The 15,376-nt window shown below is 60.5% G+C and carries 15 protein-coding genes; 8 read left to right on the top strand and 7 right to left on the bottom strand.

Features of this window, described 5'->3' with window-relative positions; all coding sequences use genetic code 11:
* Positions 1–242: 242 nt before the first annotated feature.
* Genes GM415_RS09760 through GM415_RS09745 form a run of 4 tightly spaced genes read left to right on the top strand, consistent with a single transcriptional unit; the run spans position 243 to position 3,096 of the window.
* A complete protein-coding gene (locus tag GM415_RS09760) occupies positions 243–935 on the top strand; it encodes an ATP-binding cassette domain-containing protein (RefSeq protein ID WP_158947678.1) in 693 nt (230 codons plus the stop codon).
* Positions 936–946: 11 nt separating this feature from the next.
* The gene (gene modA / locus GM415_RS09755; protein WP_158947676.1) at positions 947–1,675 is read left to right on the top strand and encodes a molybdate ABC transporter substrate-binding protein; all 729 of its coding nucleotides are present in this window, start codon (positions 947–949) and stop codon (positions 1,673–1,675) included.
* A 3-nt stretch (positions 1,676–1,678) separates the two neighbouring features.
* Complete coding sequence (locus GM415_RS09750) at positions 1,679–2,347, top strand: molybdate ABC transporter permease subunit (protein ID WP_158947674.1); 669 nt, start codon at positions 1,679–1,681, stop codon at positions 2,345–2,347.
* A gap of 23 nt (positions 2,348–2,370) precedes the next feature.
* Positions 2,371–3,096, top strand: coding sequence for a Rossmann-like domain-containing protein (locus tag GM415_RS09745; protein ID WP_158947672.1), 726 nt, complete (start codon positions 2,371–2,373; stop codon positions 3,094–3,096).
* 182 nt (positions 3,097–3,278) lie between these two features.
* On the opposite strand, the gene GM415_RS09740 is transcribed toward GM415_RS09745, so the two are convergent.
* Genes GM415_RS09740 through GM415_RS09710 form a run of 7 tightly spaced genes read right to left on the bottom strand, consistent with a single transcriptional unit; the run spans position 3,279 to position 10,468 of the window.
* Complete coding sequence (locus tag GM415_RS09740; protein WP_158947670.1) at positions 3,279–3,707, bottom strand: response regulator; 429 nt, start codon at positions 3,705–3,707, stop codon at positions 3,279–3,281.
* A gap of 43 nt (positions 3,708–3,750) precedes the next feature.
* On the bottom strand, positions 3,751–4,389 hold the full coding sequence (locus tag GM415_RS09735) for a sensor histidine kinase (protein WP_158947668.1): 639 nt from the start codon (positions 4,387–4,389) through the stop codon (positions 3,751–3,753).
* Positions 4,390–4,402: 13 nt separating this feature from the next.
* Positions 4,403–4,753, bottom strand: a complete 351-nt coding sequence (locus GM415_RS09730; protein ID WP_158947666.1) for a response regulator — start codon at positions 4,751–4,753, stop codon at positions 4,403–4,405.
* Positions 4,754–4,758: 5 nt separating this feature from the next.
* On the bottom strand, positions 4,759–6,471 hold the full coding sequence (locus tag GM415_RS09725; RefSeq protein WP_422393753.1) for a sensor histidine kinase: 1,713 nt from the start codon (positions 6,469–6,471) through the stop codon (positions 4,759–4,761).
* A 33-nt stretch (positions 6,472–6,504) separates the two neighbouring features.
* Positions 6,505–7,722 carry a response regulator gene (locus tag GM415_RS09720; protein ID WP_158947662.1) on the bottom strand — a complete coding sequence of 406 codons (1,218 nt, stop codon included), beginning with the start codon at positions 7,720–7,722 and terminating at the stop codon, positions 6,505–6,507.
* Between the two features lie 20 nt (positions 7,723–7,742).
* The gene (locus tag GM415_RS09715; RefSeq protein WP_158947660.1) at positions 7,743–9,869 is read right to left on the bottom strand and encodes a SulP family inorganic anion transporter; all 2,127 of its coding nucleotides are present in this window, start codon (positions 9,867–9,869) and stop codon (positions 7,743–7,745) included.
* Between the two features lie 14 nt (positions 9,870–9,883).
* Positions 9,884–10,468, bottom strand: a complete 585-nt coding sequence (locus GM415_RS09710) for a TetR/AcrR family transcriptional regulator (RefSeq protein WP_158947658.1) — start codon at positions 10,466–10,468, stop codon at positions 9,884–9,886.
* Positions 10,469–10,828: 360 nt separating this feature from the next.
* On the opposite strand from GM415_RS09710, the gene GM415_RS09705 reads away from it, so the two are divergent.
* The 4 genes from GM415_RS09705 (at position 10,829) to GM415_RS09690 (ending at position 15,266) form a co-directional block, all read left to right on the top strand.
* The gene (locus tag GM415_RS09705) at positions 10,829–11,413 is read left to right on the top strand and encodes a TetR/AcrR family transcriptional regulator (protein ID WP_158947656.1); all 585 of its coding nucleotides are present in this window, start codon (positions 10,829–10,831) and stop codon (positions 11,411–11,413) included.
* 158 nt (positions 11,414–11,571) lie between these two features.
* Positions 11,572–12,714: an iron-containing alcohol dehydrogenase gene (locus GM415_RS09700; RefSeq protein ID WP_158947654.1), complete on the top strand. Its 1,143-nt coding sequence runs from the start codon at positions 11,572–11,574 to the stop codon at positions 12,712–12,714.
* Positions 12,714–13,913 carry a two-component system sensor histidine kinase NtrB gene (locus tag GM415_RS09695; protein WP_158947652.1) on the top strand — a complete coding sequence of 400 codons (1,200 nt, stop codon included), beginning with the start codon at positions 12,714–12,716 and terminating at the stop codon, positions 13,911–13,913. Before GM415_RS09700 ends, GM415_RS09695 begins: the two co-directional genes overlap by 1 nt.
* A gap of 3 nt (positions 13,914–13,916) precedes the next feature.
* Entirely contained in the window at positions 13,917–15,266 is a 1,350-nt protein-coding gene (locus GM415_RS09690; RefSeq protein ID WP_158947650.1) for a sigma-54-dependent transcriptional regulator, read from the top strand.
* Positions 15,267–15,376: the final 110 nt, after the last annotated feature.

The raw sequence follows: 15,376 nt of genomic DNA, 5'->3' as shown, positions 1-15,376 counted from the left end.
CCCGCCCGCATTCTTTTCTCTCTTTCAGCAGGCTCCCGCCGGGCGTAAATCCACGCCCGGCGGTGCGCTTATCCTTTCCCCCTAGCCTGCTTTCCGTGTTTCAACGACTATCACATATGACCAACCGTCACGGTTTTAGGCGTTCGCGTGACAACCTTGCCCGCATATCCCGCAGAGCATAGGAAAATGGATATCCTCACGTTCTCCCTAGACGTGATGAATCATCCTGAAAAGGCGACGCCATGACCCTGACAGTAAATATATGCAAGCAACTGCCCCACTTCCAGCTGAGGACGAACTTCACCTGCCGCAACGGGGAGTTGACCGCCATCGTCGGCCCTTCCGGCGCGGGCAAGACCACACTGGTCAGGCTCATCGCCGGGCTTGAGGCCCCGGACTCCGGCGCGATCTCGCTGAACGGCAGGACCTGGGCCGACTCCCAAACCGGAGAGTACGTCCCCACCCACAAGCGCCGGTTGGGGCTGGTCTTCCAGGAGTACACCCTGTTCCCGCACATGACAGTGCACAAAAACATCACCTTCGGTGCACCCGAAGGAGCCGATGTGGACGCGCTGATGAAGACTTTCGGCATCTTGCACCTCAAGAACGAGCGGCCCGACTCCATCTCCGGCGGAGAAAGGCAGCGCGCGGCGTTTTGCCAGGCACTGGCAAGCAAACCCGATCTGCTCCTCCTCGATGAACCCTTCTCGGCCCTGGACGTCGGGACCCGCTCGTTTTTGCGAGACCTGCTGGCCGAGCTCAAGACCGAACTCGGCATCCCCATCGTTCACGTGACCCATGACCTTCAGGAGGCCGAGCACCTCGGCGACGCCATCATCGCCGTGGAAGGCGGGCGTATCGCCCCGGACTGGCTCAGCCGCCACAACCACCTCGTTCACCCGGAAACAACCCGAACCGCACCCGCGTACTCCTAAAGGAGACCCTCATGAAAAGAATCGCCACCCTCATCCTTTGCGCCCTGCTCCTCGCCGCCTTCACCATCCCCGCGCACGCGGGCAATGCGGTGGTCGCCGCCGGAGCCGGATACAAGAAAATGGTCAACGCCCTGAACACGGCCTATGAAAAGGCCACCGGCAAGCAAATCGAACGACTTTACGGCAACATGGGCCGGGTCACCACCCTGGCCAAGGAAAGCGGCAACGTGGACATCGTCCTGGGCGACCAGAGCTTCCTGGAAAGGGCCCGCCTGCCCATGGCCGTGCAGCAGGTTCTCGGCCAGGGCCGCCTGGTTCTTGCCTTTGCCAAGGGAAGCCCGTTCAACTGTGTCGCCGACCTGGACAATGACAAGGTGGGCCGCATTGCCATGCCTGACAGCAGCAAAGCCATCTACGGCAAGGCCGCCAGGCAGTTCCTGACCAACACCGACCGCCTGCCCGGCATCAAGCCCAAGCTGGTGGAGGTATCCACCGTACCGCAGGTCTTCTCCTACCTGGCCACCAAGGAAGTGGACATGGGCTTCCTCAACCTGACCCATGCCCTGAACGTGAAGGACAAGATCGGCGGCTACGTCATCGTGGACGACGGCAAGTACACGAAGATCAACATCCTCGCGGCCCTGCTGAGCAACAGCCCCAACCCGGATGAGGCAAAAGCGTTCCTCGAATTCCTCAAGACCCCCGAAGCCCGGGAGATCATTACGCGTAACGGACTGTAGCAGGTGGACTTTCTAGCAATTCTCGCCGAGCCCAAGACAACCGGTCCGCTCTGGCTGACCATCAAGACTCTGGCGGCGGCGGGCGTGTTGCACCTGGTCGGCGGAGTCCTGCTCGGCTACTACCTGACCACGGGCCGGGGCGCGCTGCGCTCGGCGGTGGACTTCCTGGTCACGCTCCCGCTCGTCTTCCCGCCCATCGCCACGGGGTTCATCCTGCTGATGATCCTCGGGCGGGCCGGGATCGTCGGGGAGCACCTGCCCATCGACGTGGTCTTCAGCTTCACCGGGGTGGTCCTGGCCTCCTTCGTGGCCGGGATGCCGCTCATGGTGAAGCCGCTGGTGGCGGCCCTGCAGGGGGACGTGAAACAATTGTCCGAGACGGCCAGGGTCCTCGGCAAGAGTCAGTGGCAGACCTATTGGCTGGTGCTGTTGCCCGTGGTAAAACGCAACGTGGCTGCGGGTTGGTTTCTCGCCCTTGGGCGCTCCCTGGGCGAGGTGGGCATCACGCTCATGCTCGGGGGCAACATCATCGGCAGGACCAACACGCTCTCACTGGAAATTTACAACGCAGTGTTTTCCGGGGAGTTCGACAGGGCCATCGTCCTGTCCGTAGTAATCGGCTTCTTTTCACTGATAATTTTCGCCGCGCTCAAACGGCTCTCCGCCGTATAGGCGCATAGACAAGGAGATCATACATGAAAACCATACTGGAAACCGTCCGGGACAAGGCCCTCGTCCTCTGGGAGAAAGCGGACATCCTGGGTGAAAATATTACCGTTTCCGCCGGACCGCTCAGCGTGAAAGAGGCCATCGGCACGCCGGACGAGACCGACTTCCCCATCCAGAAGGGCAAGGAGAAACTCATGGAGGCCGTGTTCCGCAACCAGCGAGGGCAGGCCTTCACTGACCACTACGGCAACTACGCAGGAACCCTGCGCGAGGTCACGGACCTGCCGTTGGACAACAACTTCAACCGCGCCGTGTTCGTCTCCACTTTGAACGCGGTCTCGCGCTATCTGGGCATGGCGGATCACACCATTCACTGCAAGGACCAGGGCCCCAAGGAATGCTCCCGCAAGGTGTTCGAACATATCCGGGACAACTACGGTGCAAAGCGCATCACCATCATCGGCTTCCAGCCCACCTTGGCCGAAGCCCTGAGCAGCGAGGTGGAAGTACGGCTCATCGACCTGGACCCGGACAACATCGGCCAGAAGAAACGCGGTGTGCTCATCGAGGGCGGCGAAGCCACCCATGACGCCATGGAGTGGTGCGACCTGCTGCTCGTCACGGGCACTACTTTGGGCAACGCCACCATCGACCTGTTCCTGACCGACAAACCCGTGCTCTTCTACGGCACCACCATTGCGGGCGGGGCCGGGCTCATGGGCTGGGACCGCTTCTGTCCCATGAGCAACTGATCCTGGTGCGTCTATAAAAAACCAAGCCCCGCAGCCAACGGCTGCGGGGCTTTCCTTGGTTTCGGCCTACGGGTCGAGACAGGGCCTTACCGGCCGCGCGTCCGCGTACCGGCTCTGCCGCATCTTCCGGCGGGCGGCCCTGCAGAAGCCGCTTTCGCCGAAGCCATCCCCCTGGGGAAGGCCTACCAACCCTTTGACTTGAGGATCTCGTCGACCTTGTCGGCCGTTTGCTTTTCCACCAGAAGCATCTTCTTGGCCTGAGCCTTCTTGATCTTCTCGGTGAGGGACTGGATGTCCGCGGGCTTTTCCATGAAGTCCATGGCACCGAGCTTCATGGCCTCTATACCCGCCTCCAACGTGGCCTTGCCGGTGAGCAGGATGACCTGCATCTCGGGGTGGCTCTTCTTGATGACCTTGAGCATCTCGATGCCGTTCATGTCGGGCATCTGCAGGTCAAGGATGATGGCGTCGAACTCGTTGTTGTCCAGGGCGGTGACTGCGGCATCGGCGTTGGACGCCGTGGTGACATTCATGCCGCGAATCTCCATCCGTTCGGACAGCGCGCTCAGGAATTCCTCTTCGTCGTCGATGAGCAACACTTTTTCTGGCATTGTATTTCTCCTGCTTAAGTTGAATGTAATGTTACGCGGGTTCTCAAGCCGCCGGGAACAGCAGCTCAAGAGTCCCGGTGCCTTCCTCCGAGATAATGCGCAGGCCCATTGCCTGCGCCAGGGAGGAAAGCGATGCATCACTCGCGAACGGCACATCCTTTCCGGGGGCGGAAAGGGAGAACGATGCGCCGCCGTCTGCGGACTTCACACACGCCACCAGACTGTCACCGGGAGCCAGCCCGTCGAGACAGGCCTCCATGGCTCCATGCAGCAGCCGCATCAGGTCAAAGGGGTTGGCCTTCCTGGAGATCGATTCGCAATCCCCCAGGGTCAGCCTGACCTGTTTCATGTCGGCCAGTCGGGTGGTCAGGGCCACGATGAGGCCCAGGGTTTCAGCCAGGTTCACTTCCCGCACCGGTTCGTCGGCGGAATGCGCGAACGCGTTCATGTTACGGACGATGGAATCACCGCGCCGAACTTGGCCCTGGATGGAGGCCGCGACACTCTTCAGCTTTTCCGGCTGGATGGGCATGCCGCGCTCGGCCATGAGCGTGAAGTCCTCGATCAGGCCCGCCGACTCGTTGATTACGGCGAAGACGTTCTTGATCTCATGGGACACGGACGCGCTTATACGTCCGAAAAATTGCAGCCCCTGGTGGGCTTCGGAGGCGGATGTGGTCATGGGCGCTCCCGGCCTAGCAGACGGCCTGATTGAGTTTTTCCAACAGGTCTTCCAGTTGGATGGGCTTGATCAAATATTCGCATCCGGCGGCGCAACCCGCCTTGAAGTCCTTTTCCGAGCCATGTCCGGAAAGGAAGATGAACCGCATGCCCGGATGTTTTTCAGCCAACTTCTCCTGAAGCTCCAGGCCGCTGATCTTGGGCATCTTCATATCCAGAACGGCCACGTCATAGTCCGTCTTCTCCGCCATCTCAAGGGCGGAAGCGCCATTGTCGGTCCAGTCCGCCTCAACGCCCCGGAATCCGAGCCGCTCCGCCATGGCGGAAACCAGCTCCACTTCGTCGTCAACCAAAAGTACTTTCATTGCGCTCACGCTTTGTCCGGCCCCGCCAGGGGCATTGTTATGGTGAATTTCGTCCCCCGGCCCACCTCGCTCTCGACGGACATGGTTCCGCCGAGCTCCTGCACAAGGCCGTAGGTGATGGAAAGCCCGAGCCCGGTCCCGCCGGTCTTCTTCTTGGTGGAAAAGAATGGGTCGAAAATCCGCTTGAGATCCGTTTCGGGGATGCCGCAGCCGTCGTCAGCCACGGTGAAAACCAGCGAGTCCTTGGCGGCCTTGGCCGCCGAGATGGACAACGTACCACCATCGCTCATCGCCTGAAAGGCGTTGTTCACCAGGTTGAGAAAAATCTGCTGGAGCTTGCCTCGGTCCGAGATGAATTCCGGAAGGTCCTCCGGGATGTTCATATCCAGGGTGATGGACCGGTACTCAGCCTCCTTGCGAAGGAAATCGATGACCTCGTCGGCCAGTTCCTTGAACTTGATGGAGTCCATCTCCACGTCGATGTGCCGGGCGAAACTGAGCAACCGCTTGGTGATCCTGCCGCAACGCGCCACGGAGTCGATAATCGACTGGATGTTCTTCTGCAACCGCTCGTCTTGAGCGTATTCCTGCTTGAAATGGAACAAATCGCTGATCAGCCCGGCCTTCTCGTTGATGATGGCCAGCGGGTTGTTGATCTCATGGGCCACACCCGCGGCCAGCCTGCCGATGGAGGCCATGCGGTTGGTGTGCTCCATGCGGTGCAGGGTCCGCGCCCGGGTCTGGTCCGCAATATAGATTTTGTTGACCATGTAGGTGGCAACGCCGACGATAACCAGCAGAATGAGGGCGACGCTCGTGGCCAATATCCAGAGCAGCTCCATGCGGATGGTCCGGAGCGGCTTCATCAGCTCCTCTGTATGCTTAACCACCAAGACCACGAACGGGGTGCCGCGCACGTAGGCGTAGCCCACGGTATACTCGGTGCCGTCCCCTCCCCTGGTCTGCTGAACGCTGGTCTTCTCCGAATAGCCCGGGATATCCACGTCCACCTTCTGCAACAGCTTGCCATGAAATTTGGAGGGCGTCTGAATCAGGCCGTCCACGTCAACCAGGAAGGCGTCGCCACCGCCCGGCAGGTCCAGAGAGGCCAGCATGGCGTTGAACTGGGCCGTGTCCAGGGTGGCCCGCAGGATGTAGGCCTCGTCCGCCTTGGCGTCGTAGACCTTGCGCGCCACCACCAGGTGGGGCTCATCGCGAAAGCCGAGGAAAACGTTGCTGACGTAGGTCCCCTGGGTCATGGTGTTCTCGAACCACGCCTGGTCCCGGTAGTCCCTGCCCAACAGGTCGTATGGCCCGATGTAGGCGATCTGGCTGCCCTGGTTGTTGATGATGCCGATGTCCACGAAGCCGCCAAAGCTGGACTTGAGCGAAGCCAGGATGGAAGCCAGGTTGTCGCAGTCCCGCAGGTTGGCGATTCCTTCGTGCTCAGCCAGGAAGTCCAATGCCTTGGTTCGCTCCTTCAGAAAGGACGCCACGGTGCGCCGCGTATTGGAGGTAGTCCGTGCGGTGCGCAGGAGGTTTTCGGATTCCAGGGAACTCCGGGTGACGTTATAGTCGATGGTTGCCATGACCAGCAGCGGGATGAGCGCGACAACCGTCAGCAACGCGATGGCGAAACGCCAGATGCGCCGATAGTTGAACAGGCTCTTGCCCGGTCCAAGACTGGAATCGGTATCCCAGAACGTTGGTTTGATCATGTCCATTATCGCCATAACGCCACCCGGCTTCAATTATCCGTTATTCTTGACCTTCTCATTGGCCGCCTTGAGCGTCTTGCTCAGGAGGTCGATGTCCACGGGCTTGTGCAGGTAGGCAAACGCGCCCAGCCCCATGCACACGTCGCGGTCCTTCTCGGAACCGTGGCCGGTGAGGATGATGACCTCCACGTCCGGGTGCTCGCGCTTGACCCGGCGCAGGACCTCGATGCCGTCGATGCCGGGCATCTTGAGGTCGAGGATCATGACCTCGGGCTCGTCGTCCTTGACCAGGTTCAGGGCGGACTCGCCATCATAAACCACGGCGGCCCCCATGTCGCGCATCATCAGACGCTCGGACAGGGTCTGGACAAACTCCCGCTCATCGTCAACCAGCAGGACCTTGGAAGGAAGGTCGAAGTCCATTCTACGATAGATGTCGTTCTGGTGAAAGCCTTTGCCTACGGTTGCCTCGACCTTTTTCACGCCATCCACGCTTCCGGCGATCTCGGAGAGCTCCCGCTCAAGCCGTTCAAGCATGAGGACGTGCTTGTTGATGGTCAGGGTCACGGTGCCGTTGTCGGCACGGACTTCCGCGCTATGCCCGGTAGCGGCCAGTGCGGTCCCCACCTTGGCAGCGAGCACGAAGTTCTCAACCTTGGCCCGGGACACATCAGTGACCTGCACGGCGGCATTGCCGAGCTGCTCGACGATCAGGTCGGCGCTCCCATCGACGCCGGAGGCGCTGACAGGCACCACCACGTCATAGAGTTCCTTGGACCAGGGGTCACTCACGCCCCTGACCAGCTCGACCCATGCGGCGCGGTCCTCGTCGTCCTTGTGGATGAGCTTGAGGGCGTGCTTCTCCGCATACCCTTCGGTGCTCTCGGCGATGGCCAGGCGGTGCTTCATATCCGAGATCAGACAGACCTTGAGGATATGGTCTATATCCACGGGCGGAAGCTGGGAGGCGAAGCCTGAGAACAGGATGTTGTCCTGTTCCATGAGCTTGTCGGCCATGGCCAGCCGGAGCCAGGCAACGGCCCGCTCCTTTTCGTGGCTGAAGGCGTTGAAGACGGAGGTCTTGGCCTGGAAAGCCCGGGCGATCTTGCCCTCGGACATACCGGACAGCGATGCGGCCTTGGACACGATCTCCTGGTCGGTGACCAGGCGGTAGCCCGTGGCGTCAACCACGCGCTTTACCACCACACCGGCTTCGGAGAACAGGCCGTTGAATACGGTTATGACAGACATGACATTCTCCTTTTATGCTATTAGGCCAACGTGCAATAGCTGGTCAGCGGACATTCGCTTTCGTCGCAACCGGTGTGGGTGCTCTTCTGCGTTTCCACAATGGCGGTCTCCATGGTCGGATAGACGTGATCCTTGCCGATCTTCTCCAGCAGGTGGGTGCGCTCGAGCACGGCCATGACCGCCTCGTTGACCCCGCACAGGGAGATGTCCAGACCGGCGGCGCGGACCTTGTCCACGATCAGCGACAGGGCTTCCTCGCCCGAGGCGTCCATGTCGTTGATGCCGTTGGCGACGATGATGATATGACGCAGCGTCTTGCTGTTCATCATCCGGTCGGTGATCTTGTCCTCCAGGAAGCTCGCGTTGGCGAAGAAGAGCGGGCCGTCGAAGCGGACCAGCGAGATGTGCTTGCACTCCTTGAGGCCGAAGTGGGTGGCGTCACGCAGGGACCGGTCCTCACTCCTGGACAGGGATGCGACGCGGGGACGCATGGACTTGTACAGAAAGACGCCCAGGGAGAGAGCCACGCCGACCATGATGCCCTTGTCCAGGTGCGGCGCGAAGGCCAGGGTGCAGACAAAGGAGATGATGGAGATGGCGCCGTCATACCACTGCGCTTTCCACGCGTGGATGAAGCCGGACGCGTTGATCAGGCCGATGACGGCCATCATGATGACCGCGGCCAGCACCGCCTGGGGCAGGTGATAGAGCAGCGGCGTGAAGAACAGGAGAGCGATGACGACCATCAGCGAGGTAAACACGCTGGACATGCCGGAGACGGCTCCGGCCTGTAGATTGACCGCCGAACGGGAGAAGGAGCCCGAGGCAGGATAGGACTTGCCGCACGCGCCGAGCATGTTGGCCAGGCCCTGGCCGATGAGTTCCTGGTTGGGGTCAAGCCGCTGGCCGGTCTTGGCGGCCATTGCCTTGGCGATGGAGATGGCCTCCATGAAGCCGAGCAACGAGATGATGGCAGCGAACGGGATCAGATGGAGCATGATCTTCATGTCCAGGGACGGTGCGGAGATGGCCGGGATGCCCGAAGGCACGGTGCCGACCACGGCACCGCCGCCCATCATCTTCAGCTTGGTGGTGTCCAGCTTGGTGTTGCCGACCTTGACGCGCCAGGTGCGGCCGTCGGCCTGCATGCCGGAGGGCACGGAGCCCCTGGCATAAAAGGCGAGAGCGCCGCCGGGCGCCTCGACGCCGTCGAAAAGCATCTCGCGCAGGAAGGTGCGCTGGGTGTGCGCCTCATGCTTAAGGCGGGCGATCTTCAGATTCAGGACGCTCAGGTCGTGCTCTGCATCGAGGACGCCGATGGCGTCCTTGGAGGACTTGGCCTCTTCCAGGCGCGAGTTGAGCGCGGTGCGCTCCAGGGCGAGGTTGTCGATGCCGGCCACGGCGGCGTTGAACCCGGCGATGGCCTCAATGGCCTCGGGAGACTTGATTGCGTCCACGGAAGCCGAGGAGTCGTGGTTGAAGCCCACACCCCAGGAAACGGCCGTGGTCACGACCACCGCCACCAGGACGTTGGGGATCTTCGGGTTGACGCGCTTGAGCACTATCATGATCACGAAGGCGAGCACGCCCATGCCCAGAGTGGGCAGATGGGTGTAATGAAAGGCTCCCTCCACCACGCGGATGATGGTTTCATAGTGATGCTCCGCCTTGTCCACGTAGACCCCGAACATCTTGGAGAGCTGGGAGGACGCGATGATGATGGCGGCGGCGTTGGTGAAGCCGTTGACAACCGGGTGGGACAGGAAGTTGACCACCAGGCCGAGCTTGAGCACACCGAGCAGGAACTGGAACAGGCCGACCATGAGCGCGAGCAGGATGGCGTAGGCGATGTAGCCTTCGCTGCCTGCGGTGGCCAGCGGTTCCAGCGAGGCCGCAGTCATCAGCGAGACAACGGCCACCGGGCCGGTGGCCAGCTGACGGCTGGAGCCGAACAGCGCGGCGATGAGCGGAGGGAGAAAGGAAGCGTACAGGCCGTAATAGGCGGGCATGCCCGCCAGCTGGGCGTACGCCATGGATTGCGGAATGAGCACCAGGGCGACCGTAAGCCCCGCGATGGCGTCGGCACGGAGCGACGCCATGTTGTACCCTTTAAACCAGTCAATAAATGGGAAAATTTTAAGTAACACTTGCCTCTTCCTTACTAGATAACCCGCAACATCCTCCGGCACGTCTCGATCAGCTCGTTGAACAGCGCGCCCGCGTCATACAGGTTATGGTTTTTGAAACGAACCAGTCCATCTACCATGGTAAACAGAATGAGCGCCGATTTTCTTGGGTGGATATCCGGATTGATGGACCCGTCCTCCTGGCCGACCGTAATCGCTCGTTCGAAAACGTCGACCAGCCAGTTATAGATGGATTCCAGGCTCCGCCTGATCTCCGGATTGGACTCGGAGAACTTGTAGACGAAGTGCCTGTGCAACAGCTGGAAATGATCTTCCATCAATCCGGCCAGGTAGAGATAGAAGGCGACGACCTCCTCCGTCATCTCCAGACCATTGCTGAACGGCCTGTTCTCGAAGAACCGTTCGATCTGGTCCACTATCTCGTCCCTGGTCTTCTCCAGAATGGCCAGCAGCAAACCTTCCTTGCTCTTGTAATGATAGAAGATCGTCCCCTCGGCCACGCCGGTCAACCGGGCGAGTTCCTGCCCGGATGTGTCCGCAAACCCCTTATTCGCGAACATCACCGTTGCGACCCTGAGTATGGCTTCCTTCTTTTTCATTACCTGTCCTTTCCAGTTTCCTTCCAAAAACCGAGTGCTCACTCAGTTTTTCGAAAACTACCTCGCAGCCGACTCTAATGTCAAAAAAAACAGCAAAACTGAGCGCTCGCTCAGTTTTGCTGTGGACAGTTCCTGAATTGTTGAAAAAAAGTCCGTCACCGTTTTCTCCGAAATGATATTTTCTTCAATTTATCGTTTTTATCAGAAAAAAATTTCAGCTCACATACAGTCTGACAAGATACGGGAATCGACTATCCACCTCTCAGAAAGGCCGTCCCCAAAGCAGTCTCCAGCAAACGAGACGAGACGTATTGTCAAAGTCTTTGACGGAACGTCTCGTTTCATCTATTACCCGAACCCATGAGCAACACCGAACAGCCAGGGAGGCGGCGCAGCCCCCGGTCCCACGAGGCCATTCTGACCGCCACCATCGAGCTTCTCGAGCAGAAAGGATACGTGAGCCTGACCATCGAAGGCATCGCCGCACGCGCCGGCGTGGGCAAGCAGACCATCTACCGCTGGTGGCCCTCCAAGGCGGCGCTGGTCATCGAGGCCTACGGTGAAAGGCTGAATCAACGGACCCCCGCCCCGGATACGGGTTCGGTACGCAACGACCTCGAAGTCCTTCTGACAAAGGTCTTTTCCGCCATCAGCGAAGCGCCGTCGCCCTGCGCCATGATCGGCCTCATGGCAGAGGCCCAGACCGACAATGCCATCGCTGAACAATTTTATTCCGGTTTCATCCGGGGCCGCCGGGAGCGGGTCAGGGAAATCCTGGAACGCGGCATACGGCGGGGTGAAATCCATCCCTCAACGGATACCGACGTGGCCGTGGACGCGCTGTTCGGCCCCCTCTGGTACCGAATGATGGTCGGCCGCGCCCTGGGCGACGCGGACTTCGCAAGTTCCCTGGTCCGCCAGACGCTCCAGGGGATACATGCCTGAGAATCAAAGGGATTCCGGCACCCGAAAACAATGGAATCACACGGGACTACAGCCGAAAGCTATTGCAAATTGCCTTGAAATGGCGTTCACTGTCCCGGCTTGAGCAAACAGCAGGAACCGCGTCACGGCGCGAGCCGTCGCAAAGGGGATCTCCCTCCATGATCAGTACGAAATTTGCCATACCGGACATCATATTCGGAAGCGGCTCCATCAGCCATCTGGCCGAGTGCGCCAAACGGGTGGGAGCCAAACGCGTCTTCTTCGTCAGCGACAGGGGCGTGGAGGAATCCGGCTGGGTGGACCTGGTCAGGGGCATCCTTCAGGTCAACAACCTGGACTGCGTCTATTTCAACGACGTCAACTCCAATCCCCGCGACGAGCAGGTCCACCGCGGGGCCAAGTACTACCTTGAAGAAGGATGCGACGTGATCATCGCCCTGGGCGGCGGCAGTCCCATGGACACTGCCAAGGGCATCGGCATTATCGCCGGCAACGGCGGCGAAATCCGGGACTACGAGGGCGCCAACCGAATCATGCGTCCCCTGCCGCCCATGATCCTCATCCCCAGTACGGCAGGCAGCAGCTCCGATATCTCCCAGTTCTGCATCATCACCGACATGGAACGTGAGGTGAAGATGTCCATCATCAGCCGCTCTCTGGTCCCCAACATGTCGATCATCGACCCGCAGTTGCTGGTTACCCAGAGCCGGAGCCTGATCCTGGCCGCGGGCATCGACGCCCTGGCACACGCCATCGAATCCTATCTCTCCAAGCTGGCCTCACCCTTCACCGAGGTCCAGGCTCTCCGCGCCATCGAACTGATCGTCCACAACCTCCGCCCGGCCGCGGAGGAGCGGGACCTCAAGGCCCTGGAACAGATGTCCATCGCCTCCACGGCGGCGGGCATGTCCTTCAGCAACGCGGGGCTCGGCTCCCTGCACGCCCTGGCACACTCACTGGGCGGCATCTGCGACGTACTCCACGGCTGGGTCCACCCCGTGCTCCTGCCCTCGGTCATGCGCTACAATCTTCCGGCCTGCGTCGAGAAGATGGGCGACATCGGCAGGATCATCTCTGGGTCGCGGATGTGTTCGACCAAGGAGGCCGCGGTACTGGGTATCGACAGCCTGGAGCGGATGTTCGCCGACTTCGGCATCGACACCAAGATGAGAAACCTGGTGCCGTCCAAGGACACCCTGGAAAAAATCTGCGTCACGGCCACCCACGACGCCTGTCACCTTACCAACCCGAGATCCGCCACCTGGGAAGAGCTCATGTCCATCTGCGAGGAGGCCTGGTAATGGCACCGTCCACCACCCTAAGCGACCTGATCGGCATCGAGCACTCCAAGCTCGGCTTCTTCCAGGAGCTGCAACACACCATTGAGGAGCTCCAGGCGGCCAACGAGGAGTCCGAGAGCCAGCGCCGAGAGATCGCGGCCATCCTGGACGGCATCACCGACGTGATGATGGTCCTCTCCGAGAACCTGCGCATCATCTCCGTCAACCACGCCTTCCGCGAAATCTTCGACAGCGTTGAGCCCGAAGGCAAGTACTGCTACGAGCTGTTCCGCAACTCCGTGGAACCCTGCCCCGAGTGTCCGGCCTTTCGCTCCCTGTCCACCAACAAGGTCTGCAAGGAGCTGGCGTTCTTCCGCATCAACGGCAGAAAGAGACAGTTCGAGATGATCGCCTCGCCCCTGAAGGGCCCCTACGGCTCGGGGAACCGCGTGCTCATCTTCAAGCGCGACGTGACCCTGGAAAAGGAATATCAGGCCAAGTACTACCAGGCGGAAAAGATGGCCACCGTCGGTACCCTGGCCACGGGCGTGGCCCATGAAGTGAACAACCCGCTCATGGCGATCTCCGGCTATGCCGAGGGCATCCAGCGCAAGCTCACCAAGCTCACCGCCGAGTGCATCCCCGCCGAGGTCAAAACCGACTTCGAGGACTACACCAACACGATTCTCAAGGAGTGCCACCGCTGTCAGCAGATCGTAAAGAGCCTGCTCAACTTCGGCCATCCCGAAACCTCGGTATTCGGCATCGTCAACCTCAACGACGTGATCAAGGATACCCTCAACATCCTCGGCTACCATCTCAAGCGCTCCAAGGAGCTCTCCCTGGAACTGGACCTGGCCGACGAACTGCCCCTGATCTACGCCGACGAACCCCGGCTCAAGCAGGTCATGCTCAACCTGATGACCAACGCCGCCGACGCCCTCCAGGGAAAGGAGGGAGTCATCTCCCTGCACACACGGATGAACGGAAAGGGCGCCGTGGTTCTGGAGGTGGCTGACAACGGCTGCGGCATTTCCCCGGAAATCAAGGACAGACTCTTCGACCCCTTCTTCACCACGAAACCCGTGGGCAAGGGCATCGGCATCGGCCTGTCAACATGCTACAACATCGTCAAGGATCACCACGGCGAGATCAGCGTCCTCAGTGAAGAGGGCGTAGGCTCCCGCTTCGTCGTCACCTTGCCGATCCAACAGGACTGATAGATGAAATCTCCTTACAATGTACTCGTCGTCGATGACGAGGAGTCCATACTCCGGCTCCTGAAACGGGAGCTCGATTCAGCGGAGCGCATCCTCCACACTGCGGAGAACGCCCACCGCGCCCGCCAACTGCTGGCCAAAACGCGGTACGACATCATCATCCTCGACATCCGCCTGCCCGACGCGGACGGCATGGAGCTTTACACCGAGTTCAAGGCCACCCAGCAGGACGTGGAGTTCATCCTCATCACCGGTCACGGCGACATCGACAGCGCCGTCGAGGCCATGCGCCTGGGCGTTTATGATTACATCACCAAGCCCTTCAAGCTCGACCGCATGGAGCTGGTCCTGGACCGCGCCTACCAGCGGGTGAGCCTGCACCGGGAGAACCGCGGCTTGCGCCACACCCACGAAAGCGCCACCCGCAAGACCAACCTCATCGGCCGGTCCACCCCGATCAAGGAGATCAACTACCTTATCGAAAAGCTGACCCCCTCGGAGGTCCCGGTGCTGATCACCGGCGAGAGCGGCGCGGGCAAGGACGTGGTCGCCCATGCCATCCACAGCCGGAGCAAACGCTCCGACCAGCCGCTGATCATCAAGAACTGCGCCATGCTTCACCGGGAGATGGTGCGCTCAGAGCTCTTCGGCCACCGCAAAGGCGCGTTCACCGGCGCTGCCGAAGCCCACGAAGGCCTGGTCTCCGTGGCCCACAAGGGCACTCTCTTCCTGGACGAGATCGGCGATCTGCCTGACGACGTCCAGGCCTCCCTGCTCCGCCTGCTCGAGACCAAGACCTATCGCCGCATGGGCGAGACCGAGGAGCGGCGGGCCGATGTCCGCTTTCTCTTCGCCACCAACCGTGACCTGGGCAAGGCCGTGGAGGAAGGGACGTTCAACGAAGCGCTCTACCACCGCATCAATGTCTTCAACATCCACATTCCCCGCCTGTGCAAACGCAAGGAGGACATCCCCCTGCTGGTGGAGCATTTCCTGACCCTTCTGAGCCAGGGCCAGCAGAAACCGGCCATGTCGGAAAGGACGCTCCAGCGCCTCCTGAGCTACGACTGGCCGGGCAACGTCCGCGAACTGCGCAACGTCCTTGAGCGGGCGCTCATCCTCTCGGAAAACGGGGTCATCACCGACAAGACCCTGCCCCGCGAAGTGGTCCGCAGCGGAGACGAGCCCAAGGATGACGCACCTCCCATGTCCTTGCAGAATATGGAGAAAGAGCACATCGCCCGTGTCCTTTCCATCTATGAGGGCAACCGACTCAAGGCCGCACAGGTCCTGGGCATCGGGCGTAAAACTCTCTACCGGAAAATCGAAAAGTACGGGATTGAGGACGTTTAATCGCTCTTCGCCATTTTGACACATTCGCCCGGAAATCAAGGGTCAAAACGACACAGAGCGTTGCAACCCATTGAACACTGGTGAAAAAATTCTCTACACTCCACCCGCCG

The organism is Pseudodesulfovibrio cashew (assembly GCF_009762795.1).
Taxonomy (GTDB): Bacteria; Desulfobacterota; Desulfovibrionia; order Desulfovibrionales; family Desulfovibrionaceae; genus Pseudodesulfovibrio; species Pseudodesulfovibrio cashew.
Note: the sequence above shows the minus strand (reverse complement) of the source record. Positions and strands in the feature narration are given on the sequence as shown.

What these genes read in the sequence shown, in the direction of transcription:
- GM415_RS09760 (WP_158947678.1), top strand. Translation starts at nt 243, where the DNA reads ATGACCCTGACAGTAAATATATGCAAGCAACTGCCCCACTTCCAGCTG.
- modA (WP_158947676.1), top strand. Translation starts at nt 947, where the DNA reads ATGAAAAGAATCGCCACCCTCATCCTTTGCGCCCTGCTCCTCGCCGCC.
- GM415_RS09745 (WP_158947672.1), top strand. Translation starts at nt 2,371, where the DNA reads ATGAAAACCATACTGGAAACCGTCCGGGACAAGGCCCTCGTCCTCTGG.
- GM415_RS09740 (WP_158947670.1), bottom strand. Translation starts at nt 3,707, where the DNA reads ATGCCAGAAAAAGTGTTGCTCATCGACGACGAAGAGGAATTCCTGAGC.
- GM415_RS09735 (WP_158947668.1), bottom strand. Translation starts at nt 4,389, where the DNA reads ATGACCACATCCGCCTCCGAAGCCCACCAGGGGCTGCAATTTTTCGGA.
- GM415_RS09730 (WP_158947666.1), bottom strand. Translation starts at nt 4,753, where the DNA reads ATGAAAGTACTTTTGGTTGACGACGAAGTGGAGCTGGTTTCCGCCATG.
- GM415_RS09725 (WP_422393753.1), bottom strand. Translation starts at nt 6,471, where the DNA reads ATGATCAAACCAACGTTCTGGGATACCGATTCCAGTCTTGGACCGGGC.
- GM415_RS09720 (WP_158947662.1), bottom strand. Translation starts at nt 7,722, where the DNA reads ATGTCTGTCATAACCGTATTCAACGGCCTGTTCTCCGAAGCCGGTGTG.
- GM415_RS09710 (WP_158947658.1), bottom strand. Translation starts at nt 10,468, where the DNA reads ATGAAAAAGAAGGAAGCCATACTCAGGGTCGCAACGGTGATGTTCGCG.
- GM415_RS09705 (WP_158947656.1), top strand. Translation starts at nt 10,829, where the DNA reads ATGAGCAACACCGAACAGCCAGGGAGGCGGCGCAGCCCCCGGTCCCAC.
- GM415_RS09700 (WP_158947654.1), top strand. Translation starts at nt 11,572, where the DNA reads ATGATCAGTACGAAATTTGCCATACCGGACATCATATTCGGAAGCGGC.
- GM415_RS09695 (WP_158947652.1), top strand. Translation starts at nt 12,714, where the DNA reads ATGGCACCGTCCACCACCCTAAGCGACCTGATCGGCATCGAGCACTCC.
- GM415_RS09690 (WP_158947650.1), top strand. Translation starts at nt 13,917, where the DNA reads ATGAAATCTCCTTACAATGTACTCGTCGTCGATGACGAGGAGTCCATA.